The sequence below is a fragment of the Methylobacterium sp. 77 genome (genome assembly GCF_000372825.1).
GTDB lineage: Bacteria > Pseudomonadota > Alphaproteobacteria > Rhizobiales > Beijerinckiaceae > Methylobacterium.
In genome coordinates, this window is the sequence record NZ_KB910516.1 from 842,218 (window position 1) to 858,679 (window position 16,462).

The following is a 16,462-nucleotide window of genomic DNA, read 5'->3' on the forward strand; positions in this document are numbered from 1 at the left end:
CCATGACCAGCTACGCCGAGCGCCGCTCGCAACTCACCACCTATTTCGATCGCACGGCGGTGGATGCCTGGGCCCGGCTCACCACGGACGCCCCGGTCTCGAAGATCCGCGCCACGGTGCGGGCCGGGCGCGACGCCATGCGGGCGAACCTCCTGTCCTGGCTGCCCGACGACCTCACCGGAACGCGCATCCTGGACGCCGGCTGCGGCACCGGGGCGCTCAGCGTCGAGGCCGCCCGCCGTGGGGCCGAGGTGGTGGCCATCGACGTCTCGCCGACCCTGGTTGGCCTCGCCCGCGAGCGCAGCGCCGAGTTGCTCGGCGGTCATCGCATCGACTTCCGCGTCGGCGACATGCTCGACCCCTGGCTCGGCCGGTTCGATCACGTGGTCGCCATGGATTCGCTGATCCATTACAGCGCCGGCGACATCGTCCGGGCGCTGGCGGAATTGGGACTGCGCACGGACGGATCCGTCGTCTTCACCGTAGCCCCGCGCACGGCGCTCCTCACCGTGATGCATGCGGCCGGGCGACTGTTTCCGCGCGGCGACCGCGCACCCGCCATCGTCCCGATCACGGAGAGCGGCCTGCGCCGGCGGATCGGCGCGGAGCCCGCGCTGGCAGGCTTCGCCATGAAGCGGACGCAGCGGGTGAACAGCGGGTTCTACCTCTCGAACGCCATCGAACTGACGCGCACGACGCCTCGCTCCCAGGCGGGGGAGAAAGTGCGCGCCCCATGAAAGCCGCCGACATCACCGCCCGCGTCCTGACGCGCCTCGGCCCCGGCCTCCTGCCGTTCCTGCCCTTCGCCGATGCGGCGACGCCGGAACTGCCGCTGGGCCGGCTGCTGCGGCTGTCGCTGTTCCAGGTGACGGTGGGCATGGCCGCCGTGCTCCTGATCGGCACGCTGAACCGGGTGATGATCGTCGAGCTCGAAGTCCCGGCCTGGATCGTGGCCGTGATGCTGTCACTGCCCCTGGTCTTCGCCCCGTTGCGGGCTCTGGTCGGGTTCCGTTCGGACACGCACCGCTCGGTCCTCGGCTGGCGGCGCGTCCCCTACATCTGGTTCGGCACGCTGCTGCAATTCGGCGGGCTGGCGATCATGCCGTTCTCGCTGCTGATCCTCTCGGGGGATACCACCGGCCCGGCCTGGCCCGGTCATGTCGCCGCCGCCCTGGCCTTCGTCATGGTCGGGGCCGGTCTCCACACCACCCAGACCGTCGGCCTGGCGCTGGCCACCGATCTCGCCCCCGCCCATGCGAGACCGCGGGTGGTGGCCCTGCTCTGCGCGATGCTGCTCGTCGGCATGGTGGTGAGCGCCGTCGCCTTCGGATTGCTGCTAGCGAACTTCTCCCCGGTCCGCCTCATCCAGGTGATCCAGGGCGCCGCCCTCGTCACCGTCGTCTTCAACGGCATCGCCCTGTGGAAGCAGGAAGCGCGGCAGCCGGGCCGGACGGCCAAGGACCTGCCGCGTCCGAGCTTCTCGCAATCCTGGTCTGCCTATGCCGGCAGCGGGCTCGCGCGCCGGCGCCTCGTCGCCACCGGCCTCGGCACGGCGGCCTTCTCGATGCAGGACATCCTGCTCGAACCCTATGGCGGCCAGATCCTGCACCTGCCGGTCGCCGCCACCACGGCGCTTACCGCGATGCTGGCCGCTGGCGGCGGAATCGGGCTGCTCCTCGCCGCGCGCTGGCTCAACCGGGGCGGCGATCCGTTCCGGGTCGCGGCGGCGGGCAGCGTCGTCGGCATCGTCGCCTTCTCGGCGGTGATCTTCGCCGCCCCGCTCGCCTCGGCCCAGCTCTTCGCCACCGGCGTCACCCTCATCGGCCTCGGCGGTGGCTTGTTCGCCCACGGGACCCTCACCGCCTCCATGGCGAAGGCGGGGCCCGAGGATACCGGCCTCGCGCTGGGGGCCTGGGGCGCGGTACAGGCCAGCGCTGCCGGAATCGCCATCGCGTCAAGCGGCATCCTGCGCGATATCGGCTCCGGCCTCGCGGCCTCCGGGGCGCTGGGGGAGGCCATGAGCGACCCCTCCGTCGGCTACCTCATCGTCTACCACATCGAGATCGCGCTGCTGTTCGCGACCCTGCTCGCCATCGGACCCCTGGTCCGGGATCGCGCGAACGGAAGCAAAGCCGTCCTCGGCAGGGAGGCGCGTGCCCTCCTGCAACATCCCGTTCTGCAAGCCCCCGTTTCCCGTCAAGGAGCCTGATCATGCCAAGAGGTGAAATCACGGGCTATGTCGATGTGGCCCAAGTCGTACTCTACGCCTTCTGGATCTTCTTTGCCGGCCTCGTCTTCTACCTCCGCCAGGAAGACCGGCGCGAAGGCTACCCGCTGGAGAGCGAGGCGGCCGGCGGCCTCAAGCGGCCCGACCCGATCCTGATCCCGAGCCCGAAGCAGTTCCTGCTGTCCAACGGCTTAGTGAAGACCGCGCCGCAGACCGACATGCGGCCGGCCTGGAACTACAAAGGCCACAAGCGCGAGATCTGGCCCGGCGCCCCGATGGAGCCGGACGGCGACGGCCTGCACGACCAGATCGGCCCCGGCTCCTACGCCGACCGCGACGACAACCACGACCGGACCTGGGACGACGAGAAACGCATCGTCCCCTTGCGGGTCGCGGAGCATTTCGTGGTTCACGAGGATGGCCCGAACCCGATCGGCATGACCGTGTTCGGCGCCGACCGTCAGGTGGCCGGCATCGTCAGCGACCTCTGGATCGACCGGGGCGAATCGATGGTCCGCTATATCGAGGTCGAGCTCGGGACGGGCGGGCGCAGGGTGCTGATGCCCAACACGTTCTGCCGGACCGGCCGCTTCTCGCGCACGGTGAAGACCGAGGCGCTTCTGGCCCACCAGTTCGCCGACATTCCCGGCCAGAAGGACCCGGATTCGGTGACCCTCTACGAAGAGGAGCGGATCATGGCCTTCTTCGGCGCCGGCACCCTCTACGCGACGCCCGCCCGCCAGGAGCCTTTCCTATGAGCCGCACCGCGACATCCTCCCTCGGCGTCCCCGCCAACGCCTTCGACGCGCCGCCCGGCCTGCCGGCGCCGCTCCCGGCAGGCGAGCATATCCTCTGGCAGGGCAGCCCCTGCGGCTTCGGCATCGCCGTCCGCGCGCTTCATGTTCGCCTGGTCGGCATCTGGTTCGTCGGGCTGGCCTTGTGGGCGGCGGTTCCGCCGCTGAGCGAGGGCGCCTTCGTCCAGGCCGCACTTCTGGCCGGGCCGACCCTTCTCGTCGGCATCGGCGCAGTCGCCCTGCTCGGGCTCCTCGGCTGGCTCTCGGCGCGCTCCACCACCTACACCATTACCAATCGGCGGGTGGTGATGCGCCTCGGCATCGCCCTGCCGATGACACTCAACCTGCCCTTCAGCCTAATCGAAGGCGCGGGCTGCAAAGTCTTCGCGGACGGGAGCGGCGACCTTCCTCTCCAGCTGCGCGGCGGCAACCGCGTCGCTTACCTCCATCTCTGGCCTCACGCCCGGCCATGGGCGCTGACGAAGCCCGAGCCGATGATGCGATCGATCCCGGATGCGAAGCTCGCCGCCGGAATCCTTGCCCGAGCACTGTCAACTACACTTGACACAACCGAGGAAAGTGCGGCTCCTATGGTGGTCGCGCGGCAACGGCCCGTTCGCCCGCCGCGCCTCGCCAACGCGAGTTGAATGCAGGGAGGAGACGCGATGACGGCGAAGGCTGATGCCGCTCGGATTCCGCGACCACTGATCTACGGGGCGCTCGGGCTCATGGGGTTCGTGACCATCGTGGTGGGCATCGGCCGCAGCGAGGGGATCGGCCTTTCGCACATGCCGCCGACGCGGGCCGTCCGGTCCGTCGACCTGAGCCCGGAAGACCGATCCGACGGTGCCATCGTCATCAGGGATGCGGGTAGCCAGGGCATCATCGCCACCGTCGAGCCCGGCGAGGACAATTTCGTCCGCGCCACCCTTCGCGGTTTCGGCCAGGCTCGGCTCCGCGCCGGCCTCACCCGCGACCAGCCCTTCCGCCTGACGCGATTCGCCGATGGCGGACTCGAACTCTCCGATCCGTCGACCGGGCGCGTGGTCAATCTCGGCGCCTTCGGCCCGTCAAACTTCGCGGCCTTCACCAAGCTCCTGCCCGATACCAGGCTCGCCGACAGCGGAGCGGCGCGATGACCGCCTGGTTCGGACGACACATCGTCGAGGTGCCTTGCACCGTCGAGATCGAGCAGACCCCCGAGACGCTCCACGCCCACGTCACCCTCGACGCCACGTTCGACATCGAACCCGGAGACGAGGTCCAGGTCCACGACGCGCCGACATCCGTTCCCTACGGCGAGCGCCTCGTCGTCCGCCGCACCGCCACGGTCACCCGCGTCGGCATCCTGGAGCGGCTCTGGACCAAATTCGCCGGTAACTTCGAGCTCACCGAACTCTACGAAGTCAGCTTCTCAGAGAGGAGGCGCCTGTGAACGTCTCGATCCAGCACCAGGCCCCGAAGGGCGTCACGCCCAAGCTGCCCATGAACGAGGGGACGAAGGCCGCCCAGGAAACGACTTTCCTCAGCCCGCGCTTCTACACCACCGATTTCGAGGAGCTCGACCGCACCGATGTCGAGCCCGTACGCCAGCAATGGAACACGCTGATCGCGGAACTGCGCGCCGACCCGAACAAGCGGCACTTCACCCGCAATGAGGAATTCGACCTCGACATGTCCGGCCTCGACCCGGACCTGCGCAAGGAATTCATGGATTTCCTCGTTTCCTCGATCACCGCCGAGTTCTCCGGCTGCGTGCTCTATGCGGAGATGCGGAAGCGGGCCAAGAACCCCGATATCCGCGAGCTGTTCGGCTTCATGAGCCGCGACGAGGCGCGGCACGCCGGTTTCATCAACGACGTGCTCAAGGATTTCGGCATCGGCGTGGATCTTGGCTTCCTCACCAAGTCGAAGAAATACACCTTCTTCCGGCCGAAATTCATCTTCTACGCCACCTACCTTTCCGAGAAGATCGGCTACGCCCGCTACATCACCATCTTCCGTGAACTCGAGCGCAATCCGGACCGGCGCTTCCACCCGATCTTCAAGTGGTTCGAGAAGTGGTGCAACGACGAGTTCCGCCACGGCGAGGCATTCGCGCTGCTCATGCGCGCCAACCCGAAGCTGACCACCGGGGTCAACCGCTACTGGATCAAGTTCTTCCTGCTCGCGGTCTTCGCCACGATGTATGTGCGCGACCATTGCCGGCCGCATTTCCACAAGGCTCTCGGGGTCGATCCGACCGACTACGATTTCAAGGTGTTCCGGATCACCTCCGACATCTCGAAACAGACTTTCCCGCTCACCCTCGATCTCGACAACCCGAAGTTCAAGGCGGCCCTCGACCGGCTCCTCGTCTGCTCGAACAAGCTCGCCGACGCCAAGGCGCAGGGCGGGATCGCGGGCCGGCTGAAACAGGGCATCTGGATCGTCGCCTCGGCGGTCAACTTCGTCCGGCTATATGCCCTGCCGACCATCGACAACCCGATGCCGGCCGAAATCCGCCTCGAGCCGGTCTGGTAGCGTGGGCGCCTATGCCGTCCCTGCGCTCTACGCGATCGTGGTCTGGTGGTTTTCCACCGGCCTGATCCTGCTCCTCGACCTCAAGCCGCGGCACACCCATGTCTGGAGCATGGCGGGGGCGACGGTGGTTCTCGCCGGCGCCATCTGGGCCATCGCCCACAGCGCCGCCGACACGAGCGAGGCAGGGGCCTATATCGGCTTCACCGGGGCCTTGCTGGTCTGGGGCTGGCAGGAGATGAGCTATTATATGGGCTTCGTCTCGGGCCCGCGCACCGTCGGATGTCCGCCGGGCACGCGCGGCTTTGCCCGTTTCCGGGCGGCGGCGGCCACCAGCCTGTGGCATGAGGCGGCGATCGTCGCTGGCGGACTCGCCATCCTCGGCCTCACCTGGGGCGAGCCCAACCGCTTCGCCCTGTGGACCTACCTCGTCCTGTGGGGAATGAATCTCTCGGCCCGGCTCAACATGTTCCTCGGCGTGCGCAACCTCAACGCCGAGTTCCTGCCGGAGCATCTGAGCTATCTCTCGTGCTTCCTAACCAAGAAACCGATGAACATGCTGTTCCCGGTCTCCGTGAGCGCCGGGACGGCCCTCGCCGTGGCGATCGGGCTCGCTGCCCTCGACGAGCTGGCCCTGCCGCACGAGATCGTCGGCCTCACCATCCTGACCACCATGGTGGCGCTCGCCACCCTGGAACACTGGTTCCTGATGCTGCCGCTGCCCTCTGCCGCCCTGTGGAACTGGAGCCTGCCGTCGGCGAAGACGACGTCCTCGCCCGAGCCGACGCCGGCCCATCCCCGCGACACCGCCTGATCATCGCTGTCCGACCTGTCGTCGCCTGCAGGATATTTCCGCACGCCTGGAAGAAACGTGCCGTCCAAGCGGCGCTCATGAATTATTGTCATCCTAAAGCGTCAAGCCAGCTTGACACACACCATCGCTGGATGGTCAAAAATGTCGTTCGCTAAAGACAAGTGGTCGCTCGTTGGGGAAAGGGACGCCATGAACTACGAGACATTCTTCGGGAACGAGTTGGCCGGCCTGCACCGCGAGGGCCGCTACCGTGTCTTTACCGATCTGGAGCGCCAGAACGGCAGTTTCCCCCACGCCACCCATCACAGCCCCGGCGGCGAACGCCCGGTGACCGTGTGGTGCTCCAACGATTATCTCGGAATGGGCCAGAACCCGGTGGTGCTCGACGCCATGCACGAGGCGCTCGACCGCTGCGGCGCCGGTGCCGGCGGCACCCGCAACATTTCCGGCACCAACCATTACCACGTGCTCCTGGAGCGCGAGCTCGCAGACCTCCATCGCAAGGAGGCGGCCCTCCTGTTCACCTCGGGCTACGTCTCGAACTGGGCGGCACTCGGCACGCTGGCCGGCAAGCTGCCGGGCTGCGTCGTGCTCTCGGATTCAGAGAACCACGCCTCGATGATCGAGGGCATCAAGGCGTCACGCGCCGAGCGCCACATCTTCCGCCACAACGACCCGGAGGATCTCGACCGCAAGCTCCGCATGATCGACCCGTCGCGGCCGAAACTGGTGGCTTTCGAGTCGGTCTATTCCATGGACGGCGACATCGCACCGATCGCCGAGATCTGCGACGTGGCCGAGGCGCACGGCGCGCTCACCTATCTCGACGAGGTTCACGCGGTCGGCCTCTACGGCCCGCGCGGCGGCGGCATCTCCGAGCGCGAGGGCCTCGCCCATCGCCTCGACGTCATCGAGGGCACCCTCGGCAAGGCCTTCGCCGTGCATGGCGGCTACATCACCGGCTCGGCCAAGCTCTGCGACTTCGTGCGCAGCTTCGCCTCGGGCTTCATCTTCACCACGTCGCTGCCCCCGGCGGTGGCGGCCGGTGCCGCGGCGAGCATCCGCCATCTCAAGGCCAGCGGCAGCGAGCGCGCGCGCCATCAGGAGCGTGTGGCATGCGTCCGCGCGCGTCTCGACGCGGCCGGCATCCCCTACCTCCCCAACGACAGCCACATCGTGCCGGTGATGGTGGGCGATCCCGTCCTGTGCAAGGCGATCAGCGACACCCTGCTCGACGAGTTCGGCATCTACGTCCAGCCGATCAACTATCCGACGGTTCCGAGGGGCACCGAGCGCCTGCGGATCACCCCGTCACCGCTGCATTCGGACGCGGATATCGACCATCTGGTGGACGCGCTGGCCGCGATCTGGACCCGGATGGGCGTGGAAAAGGCGGCTGCCGAGTAGCAGCCCCCTCGCCGCGTTCCGCGGCAGAGAGGGGAACCACCCATCGCGTCGGGACACCGGGAAATGACCATGATCGTCAACGGAACGGCCCGAATGCCCCCTCTCAACTCCCATCCTCGCCCCGCCCCTGAGCGCAGCGCGGGTCTCGAAGACGCTATCCGGAAGACTCGCAAGCTGGCGCCCTCCTTCGAGGCCGCCGATAGGGCACGTCGGGATGAAATCGGGCCGGAGGTGACAGTCGCGGCGAGGCGAAACGCGGCATTAGAGAGCCCGCAGATCACCTTCCCGTTCTCCGCCATCGTCGGCCAGGACGAGATGCGCCGGGCGCTGATGATCGCGGCGGTGGACCCGTCCGTGGGCGGCGTCCTCGTCTTCGGCGACCGGGGCACCGGCAAGTCCACCGCGATCCGGGGACTCGCCGCGCTTCTGCCGCCGATGAAGGCCGTGATCGGATGCCCCTATTCCTGCGACCCGGCTCGAAGCCCGGCTGAATGCCCGCATTGCGCGGTCCATGCCGATTCGCGGAAGAGTCACCTCGCACCGGTGCCGGTGGTGGATCTGCCGCTCGGCGCCACCGAGGACCGGGTGGTCGGCGCCCTCGACCTCGAGCGCGCGCTGACCCGTGGCGAGAAGGCATTCGAGCCGGGGCTGCTGGCCCGCGCCAATCGCGGATTTCTCTATATCGACGAGGTCAACCTCCTCGACGATCATCTGGTCGATCTCCTCCTCGATGTGGCGGCCTCCGGCGTGAACACCGTGGAGCGCGAGGGATTGAGCGTGCGCCATCCGGCGAAGTTCGTGCTGGTGGGCAGCGGCAACCCGGAGGAGGGCGAGTTGCGGCCCCAGCTCCTCGACCGATTCGGGCTCGCTGTCGAGGTGACGACCCCCACGGATCTGCCGACCCGCATCGACGTGGTGCGTCGGCGCGACGCCTACGAGCGCGATCCCGCCGGGTTCTGCGCCACCTACGCCAAGGCCGACAGGGCGCTGCAGAAGCGCCTCACCGCCGCCCGCGCGCGCCTCGCCACGCTCGATGTCCCCGACGCGACCCTGGAGGCCGCCGCCCGCCTGTGCCTCGCGCTCGGCACCGACGGCTTGCGCGGCGAACTCACGCTCATGCGCACCGCGCGGGCGCTGGCCGCCTATGACGGAGCCGAGACGGTCGGGATCGACCACCTCCGGCAGGTCGCGCCCTCCGCCCTGCGACATCGCCTGCGCCGCAACCCGCTGGACGAATCCGGCTCCACCGCCCGCGTCGCGCGGGCCGTGGAGGAAGTGCTGGGGACGTGAGGGAGCGGCGCGCCTCCTCCGGTCCTCGCCGGGCGAAGCGAGGGGACCGCGCGCGAGGGCCCACGTCATGACCCCGGCCTGGGCCGAGGCCCTGCGCATCGCGCACCTCGTCGCCGCCGATCCCTACGGATGCGGCGGCGTCGTGCTGCGTGCCGGGGCCGGCCCCGTGCGCGACCGTTGGCTCGATGCCCTGCGCGCTTCCCTCGACCCGGGCACGCCCTTACGGCGAATGCCGTCGGGAATCGCCGAGGACAGGCTCATCGGTGGCCTCGACCTCGCGGCGACCCTTTCCACCGGCCGGCCGGTCGCCCAGGCCGGGTTGCTGGCGGAGGCCCATGGCGGCCTCGTCGTCGCTGCGATGGCGGAACGGATGGGGCAGGGCGTGGCCGCGCATCTCGCCGCCGCTCTCGATACCGGCCTGCTCCGGGTGGAACGCGACGGGCTCGCCGAGATCCGGCCCGCGCGGTTCGGGCTCATCCTCCTCGATGAGGGGATCGGCGAGGAGGAGGCCGCGCCGGCGACGCTGGCCGATCGGCTCGCGTTCCGTCTCGATCTGACCGACATGGCGCTGGCCGACACCGGCACCGCCCTTTCCCGGACGCTCGGAGACTCGGCCGAGGGTGATCCGGACCTCGGCGATGGATCGTCACCGTCAGCGGCCTCGACCGCCGCCGATCCCCTCGCGACGCTCTGTGCGATGGCCTCCGCCCTCGGCGTGGCGTCCCTTCGCGGACCGCTGCTGGCCCTGCGCGTCGCCCGCCTCATCGCCTCGCTCGATGGACGCGGGGAGATCGATGACGCGGATGCGCAGGAGGCCGCACGTCTCGTCCTCGGCCACCGCGCCACGCGCCTTCCGGTTCCGGAGACGCCCCCCGAGAAGGAGCAGGCGGCCGACGCGCCTAGCGATCCGCAGGATCCGCCCCCCACTGGGGAGCAATCGGAACCGGCACCGGATTCGAACCCGGACGAGGGGACGACACCCGCCCTCGACGAGCGCGTCGTCGAGGCCGCGCGCGCCGCGATTCCCGCCGGGCTCCTGGCGATGCTGATGGCCGACGGCCCTCGCCTGCGCTCGCCGAGAGCCGGCAAGGCCGGCGCAAAGGCCGCGTCCGCCCGGTCCGGCCGGCCCATGGGCGCGCGGCCGGGCGATCCGCGCCGGGGCCGGCTCGATCTCATCGCGACCCTGCGCGCCGCCGCCCCCTGGCAGAGCATCCGCCGGCCGGGCAAACCCTCACCGGCGGGAGAAGCGGGCGCGCTCCCGCGAGACGCCGCCGCCACTCTCGTCATCCACCCCGACGACATCCGCATCACCCGGTTCCGGCAGCGGACCGAGACCACCACCATCTTCGCCGTCGACGCTTCGGGATCATCCGCGCTGGAAAGGCTGGCCGAGGCCAAGGGCGCCGTCGAGTTGCTGCTCGCCGAGGCCTATACGAGGCGGGACAAGGTCGCCCTGGTCGCCTTTCGCGGCGCGGGCGCCGACCTGATCCTTGCGCCGACACGCTCGCTGGTGCGGGCCAAGCGCGGTCTCGCCTCGCTGCCCGGAGGGGGTGGGACGCCGCTCGCAGCCGGCATCGATGCCGCCGGACAGGTGGCCCTCTCGGTGCGCCGGGGCGGAGGAACGCCGGTGGTGGTGATGCTCACCGATGGCAGGGCCAACGTCGCTCGTTCAGGCATCGCGGGACGAGCGCGGGCGGGCGAGGATTCGCTGATGGCCGCCCGCCTCTTCCGCGAGGTGGCCATCCGCGCCATCCTCATCGACACCGCTCCACGGCCGCAGGATTCGGCCCGCCGCCTCGCCGCCGCCATGGGGGCGCGCTATCTGCCCCTGCCCCATGCCGATGCCGGGGTGATGAGCGCCGCGATCCGATCGGCGGCGGAATAGGGTCCTACCGCATGAGCGCCGCCGCCGACCGACCGCACTGGGAGCGCGAGGGCGCCGACTGGCCGCACCGGGAGGCGAGCCGGTTCGTGAAAGCCTCCGGCCTGTCCTGGCATCTCCAGGAAATGGGCGAGGCGGATGCGCCGGTCCTGCTGCTCCTGCACGGCACCGGTGCCGCCACCCATTCCTGGCGCGGGTTGATGCCGCTGCTCGCCACGCGGTTCCGCATCGTCGCTCCCGATCTGCCGGGCCACGGCTTCACCGATCCGCTGCCCGCCGCTCGGCTGTCCCTGCCGGGAATGGCCTCCGCCGTCGGCGACCTGCTCGAGACCCTGGAGATCCGTCCCACCCTGGTCGTCGGGCATTCGGCAGGGGCGGCGATCCTGGTCCGGCTCTGTCTCGACGGCGGCGTCGCGCCCGACCTGCTGGTGGCGCTCAACGGCGCGCTGACCCCGTTCCCCGGCCTCGCCTCGGTGCTGTTCCCGAGCATGGCGCGACTGCTCTTCCTCAACCCGATCACGCCCAAGGTCTTCGCCTGGACAGCCGACCGCCCGGCGGTGGAACGCCTGATCCGCGGCACCGGCTCGCGCCTCGACGCGGAGGGGCTCGAGCTCTACCGCCGCCTGTTCCGCACCCCCGGCCATGTGGCCGGGGCGCTCGGCATGATGGCGAACTGGGACCTCGCCACCCTGGACCGCGACATCCGCCGCCTCACCACGCCGACGCTCCTCGTGGTCGGCAGCGAAGACAAGGCGATCTCCCCCGACACCGCCTTCGCCCTGAGGAAGCGCCTGGCCAACGCCCGCGTGGAACTCCTGCGTGGCCTCGGCCACCTCGCGCACGAGGAGGCGCCGGAGAAAGTGGCGGAGGTGATTTTTGCGGCGATGGATTTGGCGGTGGGAGAGGGGGTTCGGGTTGGCGTATCGCCGTAACGATAATTAGTATTTCGGCATACAATCCAGTCCTAGTCCCAGATTGGATCAGGCTATTTTTGCTAGTTCTTGTTTATTACATATGATAATATAGTATAATCACGTTCGATGGGTAAAAGGTCGGGCTAGCGTCAGATACCTAACTTGGCCCTGGTTGAAAACCGATGAACAAACACGAGAGAAACGGCACCCGCGTCAAAAACGAGGATACAACCTTCAGTATCTGATGTAGCAATAATCGGCCCATTTTTGCCTGATTCGATATGACAGGAAGGGGCTAAAGAGAAAAGCAGCTATAAAAATGAATGATCCATACAAAATATTAATGCAAGTTTCGGGCGTTCTTTCTTCTATTCGCAACAGCCTTGACCGTATAACACGAAGCGAAGCTGCAGCATTTCTCACAATTGGTGAGGTGGCTGAAATTGCAGGCCAAATCGAAGAGTTGAGATTTCCTATTTCGTCTTTGAGCCGCACCTCTATAGCGTCGACTGACATAGAAAGCCTTATATCACGGATAGAATTTACCGGCAGAGGGTTGGCCAGCTTAATAGCAAACGAGAAATATCGCGCAATCGCAAGTTCATTTAGATTTCGGCCCTTGATGACACCGAGAGCTCCCCTGACTGGTGGCTTGTTCGATGAATTCCCCACACTGATACGAGGCAATCTAAATGTTTATCAAGCCACAGAAATATTGCATGATATATTGACCAGAATAAGTTCTGTAAAATATATTGAATCTTTGTTTCAAGAAGATAAAGTTAAGGATTCACAACTTAGTTCGCGCGAACTAAGCAAGGCGAGTATTTCCAATTTGAAGCGAATTGTGCCGCAACAAAAGATTGCACCTATTCAGTTTAAAATTGAAAACAATAAGATAGCCATCGATAGGAAGCCGAGTGTCGCGAATAAGCGAGATACTTCTAATATTGACGCCGCAAAACAGAAAATCGCGAAAGACGGAAATGATATCATTGAAAAACTAAAACAGTCAAATTGCGACAAAAGGCTAATCGAGAACCTCGAAATACTTCAAAACAGCATTCTAGCTAATGAAAATGCTGTACAAATCGGCATGAACAACATTTCTTTTGGAGTTATGTCAGCCGTTTATAAAAACGAGCTTCCAGACGCGCTCAACGCTAACTTGCAAGCGCATAGCCTGAATGTAAATATGTTTATTGCTCAATTTCCAGATTGGGCAAGATTTTCTGAAAACGCTCTTGCGGTCGAAACAACGGAAGATGATATCGTTGCGGTGAAATCTAGTGTGACATCTATTATCGAGCATCTCGAAGAAGACGCAGAAATTGCCGAACCGGCCGTATTACGTGCATTCAAGCAGCTTGGCTCGTTGCTGAATAATCCATCGCAAGCAAGTAAAAGAGCTGCGTTTGCCGTAATTCGAACAGCAGAAAACTTATTCAGCAAAATATTCCATCATACAATACTGTTTTTTGAGGATATCATTAAGGATTCCGCCAATGACATAAAAAAAGTAGTATCAAAAACGATAACAGGATCACTAGTTGCTTTAGCTATCAATGGCGCAACGGAGCTAACGGATTTAAGCGCTAAGATTAATGAGCTTTCTTGGTTGAAAAACGCGATCGAAATAGTGGAAAAGCAAATGAAAATTTATTCAAATAAATGATTGGCTCCTGTTAAGGTGACAGTCTGTCAGGCTGAGTCAGATACTTAGCAGCCTGCCACTTGAAAGTGCCCTGGCGGATCACCGGCCGTGATCCGTCGCGGGTGATCACACCCCGCCCCCACAAATCACCACTTGCATCCCCAATTTTTCCCCTGATAGTGTCACCCTATGTTGACACTCAGCGATGTGCCGACCTCCTCGTCCCGGCCGGCCAGTCGCCCTCATGCGGTGGTGATCGGCAGTGGCTTCGGGGGGCTCGCCGCCGCGATCCGGCTCGGGGCACGGGGCTACCGGGTCACGGTGCTGGAGCGGCTCGAGCAGCCCGGCGGGCGGGCGCGGGTGCATCGCCAGGACGGCTTCACCTTCGATGCCGGGCCGACCATCGTCACCGCACCGTTCCTGTTCGAGGAACTCTGGACCCTGTGCGGGCGGCGCATGGAGGACGACGTCACCCTGGCGCCGATGCTGCCGTTCTACCGCATCCGCTTCGAGGACGGCGCGACCTTCGATTACAGCGGCGACCTTTCCGCCATGCGCGAGGAGGTCGCGCGGTTCTCGCCTGGCGATGTCGCCGGTTACGAGCGCTTCATGGAGCGGTCCCGGGCGATCTGCGAGGTCGGGTTCGAGCAGCTTGGCCACGTGCCGTTCACCTCCGTCGCCGACATGCTGCGGATCATGCCCGACCTCGTCCGCCTCGGCGGTCACCGCAGCGTCTACGACGTCGTAGCGAGCTACATCCGCGACGAGCGCCTCAGGACGATCTTCAGCTTCCATCCGCTCCTCATCGGCGGCAGCCCGTTCCGGGCGAGCGCGATCTACTGCCTCATCGCCCATCTCGAACGGCGCTGGGGCGTGCATTTCGCCCTCGGCGGCACCGGCCGCCTCGTCGACGGCCTCGCCGGGCTGATCCGGGGGCAGGGCGGCTCGCTCCGCTACGGGGCCGACGTCTCCCGCATCATCGTCGAGGACGGCGCCGCCACGGGTGTGGCCCTGGCGTCCGGCGAGCGCATCGATGCCGACATCGTCGTCTCCAACGCCGATTCGGCCTTCACCCACCGCCATCTCCTGCCGGACGGCGTGAGACGGCGCTGGACCAATCGCCGGCTCGACCGGTCGCATTCCTCCATGGGCCTGTTCGTCTGGTATTTCGGCACGAGCCGGAAATTCCCGGATGTCGCCCACCACACCATCCTGATGGGGCCGCGCTATCGCGAGCTGATCGACGACATCTTCCGGACGAAGGTCCTGTCGAAGGATTTCAGCCTCTACCTGCACCGTCCCACCGCCACGGACCCGCTCCTGGCGCCGCCGGGCTGCGACGCGTTCTACGTGCTCTCGCCGGTGCCGAACCTCGCCGGCGGCCAGGATTGGAAAGCGGAGGCGGAACCCTATCGGCGCGCCATCGAGCGCCATCTCGATGCCACCGTCATGTCGGGCCTCTCGGATTCCATCGTCACCTCGAAGGTGACGACGCCTGAGGATTTCGCCGCCGATTTCCTGAGCTTTCGCGGGTCGGGCTTCGGCCTCGAGCCGGTGCTGACGCAATCCGCCTGGTTCAGGCCGCACAACGCCTCGGAGGACGTGGCCCGGCTCTATCTCGTCGGGGCCGGCACTCATCCCGGCGCCGGCCTGCCCGGTGTCCTCTCCTCCGCCCGAATTCTCGATACCGTGGTGCCGGATGCGCGCGTCTTCGCTTGAGAACTCCCGGCCCGACCTCGCCCGCCCTCCGCTCTGGGCGATCCCCCATGCGGATGCGGCCGACCACGCCGCCTGCCGCGCGGCGATCCGCACCGGGTCGCGCAGCTTCTTTGCCGCCTCCGCCCTTCTGCCGCCCTCGGTGCGCAGGCCCGCCTACGGTCTCTACGCCTTCTGCCGCCTCTCGGACGACGCGGTGGACGACGTCGCCGAGAGCGGACGCAGGCCGGCCGTCGCCAGGCTCCAGATGCGGCTCGCGCGCGCCCATGACGGACGCCCCTGCGACGCCCCGGCGGACCGGGCGCTCGCCGACATCGTCTCGGATCACGCTATCCCCCAGGGGCTGCCCGCCGCGCTGATCGAGGGGCTCGCCTGGGATGCGGGCGGACGCCGCTACGAGACCCTGTCCGATCTCACCGCCTATGCGGCGCGGGTGGCCGCTTCGGTGGGCGCGATGATGACCCTGATCATGGGAATCCGCGATCCCGATGTGCTGGCCCGTGCCTGCGACCTCGGCATCGCCATGCAGCTCACCAACATCGCCCGCGACGTGGGCGAGGATGCCAGGGCCGGCCGACTCTACCTGCCGCAATCCTGGCTGAGGGAGGCCGGCATCGACCCGGAGGATTTCCTGCGCGAACCCGTCTTCACGCCGGCACTCGGGCGCGTGGTCGCGCGCCTGCTGGCCGCGGCCGACCTGCTCTATACACGCTCGAAATCCGGCATCGCCGGGTTGCCCCCCGCCTGCCGCCCGGCGATCCGCGCGGCAGGGCTGATCTATGCCGAGATCGGCCGCGAGGTGGAGCGGGCCGGGTACGATTCGATCTCGCGACGCGCTCGCGTCCGCGGGAGGAGGAAACTCGCGCTCCTCGGTCGTGCCCTCGTCTCGACGGACGGCAAGTCCGCACTCCGTGAACCGCCCCTGCCGGAGAACCTGTTCCTGATCGAGGCGGTGGCCGCCCGGCCGTCGATAGCCCCCCAGATCCCGCCGTGGTGGAACGTCCCGGCGCAGGTCGCGCAGGTCCTCGATCTGGTCGAGACCCTGCGCGAACGCGAAGCACTGGGCCGCGAGCCCGCACCCTCGTGAGCGACCACCTCTTCGCCGCCTTCGACATCGGCCTCGTCTTCGCCCTCGCGCTGGGCTTGGCGGTCTGGCAACTCGTCGTCGTCAAGCGCGGCATTCGCAAGGACCGGGAGGAGGCCGCCCGGCGCGGGCCGAACGATGCCGCTCCGTGACGTCACGC

The 16,462-nt window shown here is 66.6% G+C and carries 16 protein-coding genes; all 16 read left to right on the forward strand.

What is annotated here, in order from left to right:
- Positions 1-2 precede the first annotated feature (2 nt).
- On the forward strand, positions 3-737 hold the full coding sequence (gene bchM / locus A3OK_RS0103920) for a magnesium protoporphyrin IX methyltransferase (protein ID WP_019903625.1): 735 nt from the start codon (positions 3-5) through the stop codon (positions 735-737).
- Complete coding sequence (locus A3OK_RS0103925; protein WP_019903626.1) at positions 734-2,209, forward strand: BCD family MFS transporter; 1,476 nt, start codon at positions 734-736, stop codon at positions 2,207-2,209. Before bchM ends, A3OK_RS0103925 begins: the two co-directional genes overlap by 4 nt.
- 2 nt (positions 2,210-2,211) lie before the next feature.
- Positions 2,212-2,985 (forward strand): photosynthetic reaction center subunit H, encoded by a 774-nt coding sequence (gene puhA, locus A3OK_RS0103930; protein WP_019903627.1) that lies wholly within the window; start codon positions 2,212-2,214, stop codon positions 2,983-2,985.
- Entirely contained in the window at positions 2,982-3,668 is a 687-nt protein-coding gene (gene puhB, locus A3OK_RS0103935) for a photosynthetic complex putative assembly protein PuhB (RefSeq protein WP_019903628.1), read from the forward strand. The genes puhA and puhB overlap by 4 nt, the downstream gene beginning before the upstream one ends.
- 18 nt (positions 3,669-3,686) lie before the next feature.
- Positions 3,687-4,160 carry a photosynthetic complex assembly protein PuhC gene (puhC, locus tag A3OK_RS0103940; protein ID WP_019903629.1) on the forward strand — a complete coding sequence of 158 codons (474 nt, stop codon included), beginning with the start codon at positions 3,687-3,689 and terminating at the stop codon, positions 4,158-4,160.
- Positions 4,157-4,456, forward strand: a complete 300-nt coding sequence (locus tag A3OK_RS0103945) for a hypothetical protein (protein WP_019903630.1) — start codon at positions 4,157-4,159, stop codon at positions 4,454-4,456. The genes puhC and A3OK_RS0103945 overlap by 4 nt, the downstream gene beginning before the upstream one ends.
- 50 nt (positions 4,457-4,506) lie before the next feature.
- Positions 4,507-5,544: a magnesium-protoporphyrin IX monomethyl ester (oxidative) cyclase gene (gene acsF, locus A3OK_RS0103950; RefSeq protein WP_051092965.1), complete on the forward strand. Its 1,038-nt coding sequence runs from the start codon at positions 4,507-4,509 to the stop codon at positions 5,542-5,544.
- 1 nt (position 5,545) lies between these two features.
- The gene (gene puhE / locus A3OK_RS22325; RefSeq protein WP_019903632.1) at positions 5,546-6,355 is read left to right on the forward strand and encodes a putative photosynthetic complex assembly protein PuhE; all 810 of its coding nucleotides are present in this window, start codon (positions 5,546-5,548) and stop codon (positions 6,353-6,355) included.
- Between the two features lie 189 nt (positions 6,356-6,544).
- The gene (gene hemA / locus A3OK_RS0103960; RefSeq protein ID WP_019903633.1) at positions 6,545-7,762 is read left to right on the forward strand and encodes a 5-aminolevulinate synthase; all 1,218 of its coding nucleotides are present in this window, start codon (positions 6,545-6,547) and stop codon (positions 7,760-7,762) included.
- Between the two features lie 231 nt (positions 7,763-7,993).
- Positions 7,994-9,052 carry a magnesium chelatase ATPase subunit I gene (gene bchI, locus A3OK_RS0103965; RefSeq protein WP_196805422.1) on the forward strand — a complete coding sequence of 353 codons (1,059 nt, stop codon included), beginning with the start codon at positions 7,994-7,996 and terminating at the stop codon, positions 9,050-9,052.
- A 67-nt stretch (positions 9,053-9,119) separates the two neighbouring features.
- Positions 9,120-10,937, forward strand: coding sequence for a magnesium chelatase subunit D (locus A3OK_RS0103970; protein ID WP_019903635.1), 1,818 nt, complete (start codon positions 9,120-9,122; stop codon positions 10,935-10,937).
- A gap of 11 nt (positions 10,938-10,948) precedes the next feature.
- Positions 10,949-11,866, forward strand: a complete 918-nt coding sequence (bchO, locus tag A3OK_RS0103975) for an alpha/beta fold hydrolase BchO (protein ID WP_019903636.1) — start codon at positions 10,949-10,951, stop codon at positions 11,864-11,866.
- A 301-nt stretch (positions 11,867-12,167) separates the two neighbouring features.
- On the forward strand, positions 12,168-13,523 hold the full coding sequence (locus tag A3OK_RS23875) for a hypothetical protein (RefSeq protein ID WP_155911943.1): 1,356 nt from the start codon (positions 12,168-12,170) through the stop codon (positions 13,521-13,523).
- Positions 13,524-13,691: 168 nt separating this feature from the next.
- Complete coding sequence (locus tag A3OK_RS0103980) at positions 13,692-15,221, forward strand: phytoene desaturase (protein ID WP_019903637.1); 1,530 nt, start codon at positions 13,692-13,694, stop codon at positions 15,219-15,221.
- Positions 15,202-16,305: a phytoene/squalene synthase family protein gene (locus A3OK_RS0103985; protein WP_019903638.1), complete on the forward strand. Its 1,104-nt coding sequence runs from the start codon at positions 15,202-15,204 to the stop codon at positions 16,303-16,305. The genes A3OK_RS0103980 and A3OK_RS0103985 overlap by 20 nt, the downstream gene beginning before the upstream one ends.
- Complete coding sequence (locus A3OK_RS24260; RefSeq protein WP_019903639.1) at positions 16,302-16,454, forward strand: hypothetical protein; 153 nt, start codon at positions 16,302-16,304, stop codon at positions 16,452-16,454. Before A3OK_RS0103985 ends, A3OK_RS24260 begins: the two co-directional genes overlap by 4 nt.
- The last annotated feature ends 8 nt before the right edge of the window (positions 16,455-16,462 follow it).

Bases quoted from the DNA above. Each gene is read 5' to 3' on its own strand.
- bchM (WP_019903625.1), top strand. From the start codon at position 3: ATGACCAGCTACGCCGAGCGCCGCTCGCAACTCACCACCTATTTCGAT.
- A3OK_RS0103925 (WP_019903626.1), top strand. From the start codon at position 734: ATGAAAGCCGCCGACATCACCGCCCGCGTCCTGACGCGCCTCGGCCCC.
- puhA (WP_019903627.1), top strand. From the start codon at position 2,212: ATGCCAAGAGGTGAAATCACGGGCTATGTCGATGTGGCCCAAGTCGTA.
- puhB (WP_019903628.1), top strand. From the start codon at position 2,982: ATGAGCCGCACCGCGACATCCTCCCTCGGCGTCCCCGCCAACGCCTTC.
- puhC (WP_019903629.1), top strand. From the start codon at position 3,687: ATGACGGCGAAGGCTGATGCCGCTCGGATTCCGCGACCACTGATCTAC.
- A3OK_RS0103945 (WP_019903630.1), top strand. From the start codon at position 4,157: ATGACCGCCTGGTTCGGACGACACATCGTCGAGGTGCCTTGCACCGTC.
- acsF (WP_051092965.1), top strand. From the start codon at position 4,507: ATGAACGAGGGGACGAAGGCCGCCCAGGAAACGACTTTCCTCAGCCCG.
- hemA (WP_019903633.1), top strand. From the start codon at position 6,545: ATGAACTACGAGACATTCTTCGGGAACGAGTTGGCCGGCCTGCACCGC.
- A3OK_RS0103970 (WP_019903635.1), top strand. From the start codon at position 9,120: ATGACCCCGGCCTGGGCCGAGGCCCTGCGCATCGCGCACCTCGTCGCC.
- bchO (WP_019903636.1), top strand. From the start codon at position 10,949: ATGAGCGCCGCCGCCGACCGACCGCACTGGGAGCGCGAGGGCGCCGAC.
- A3OK_RS23875 (WP_155911943.1), top strand. From the start codon at position 12,168: ATGAATGATCCATACAAAATATTAATGCAAGTTTCGGGCGTTCTTTCT.
- A3OK_RS0103980 (WP_019903637.1), top strand. From the start codon at position 13,692: ATGTTGACACTCAGCGATGTGCCGACCTCCTCGTCCCGGCCGGCCAGT.
- A3OK_RS0103985 (WP_019903638.1), top strand. From the start codon at position 15,202: ATGCGCGCGTCTTCGCTTGAGAACTCCCGGCCCGACCTCGCCCGCCCT.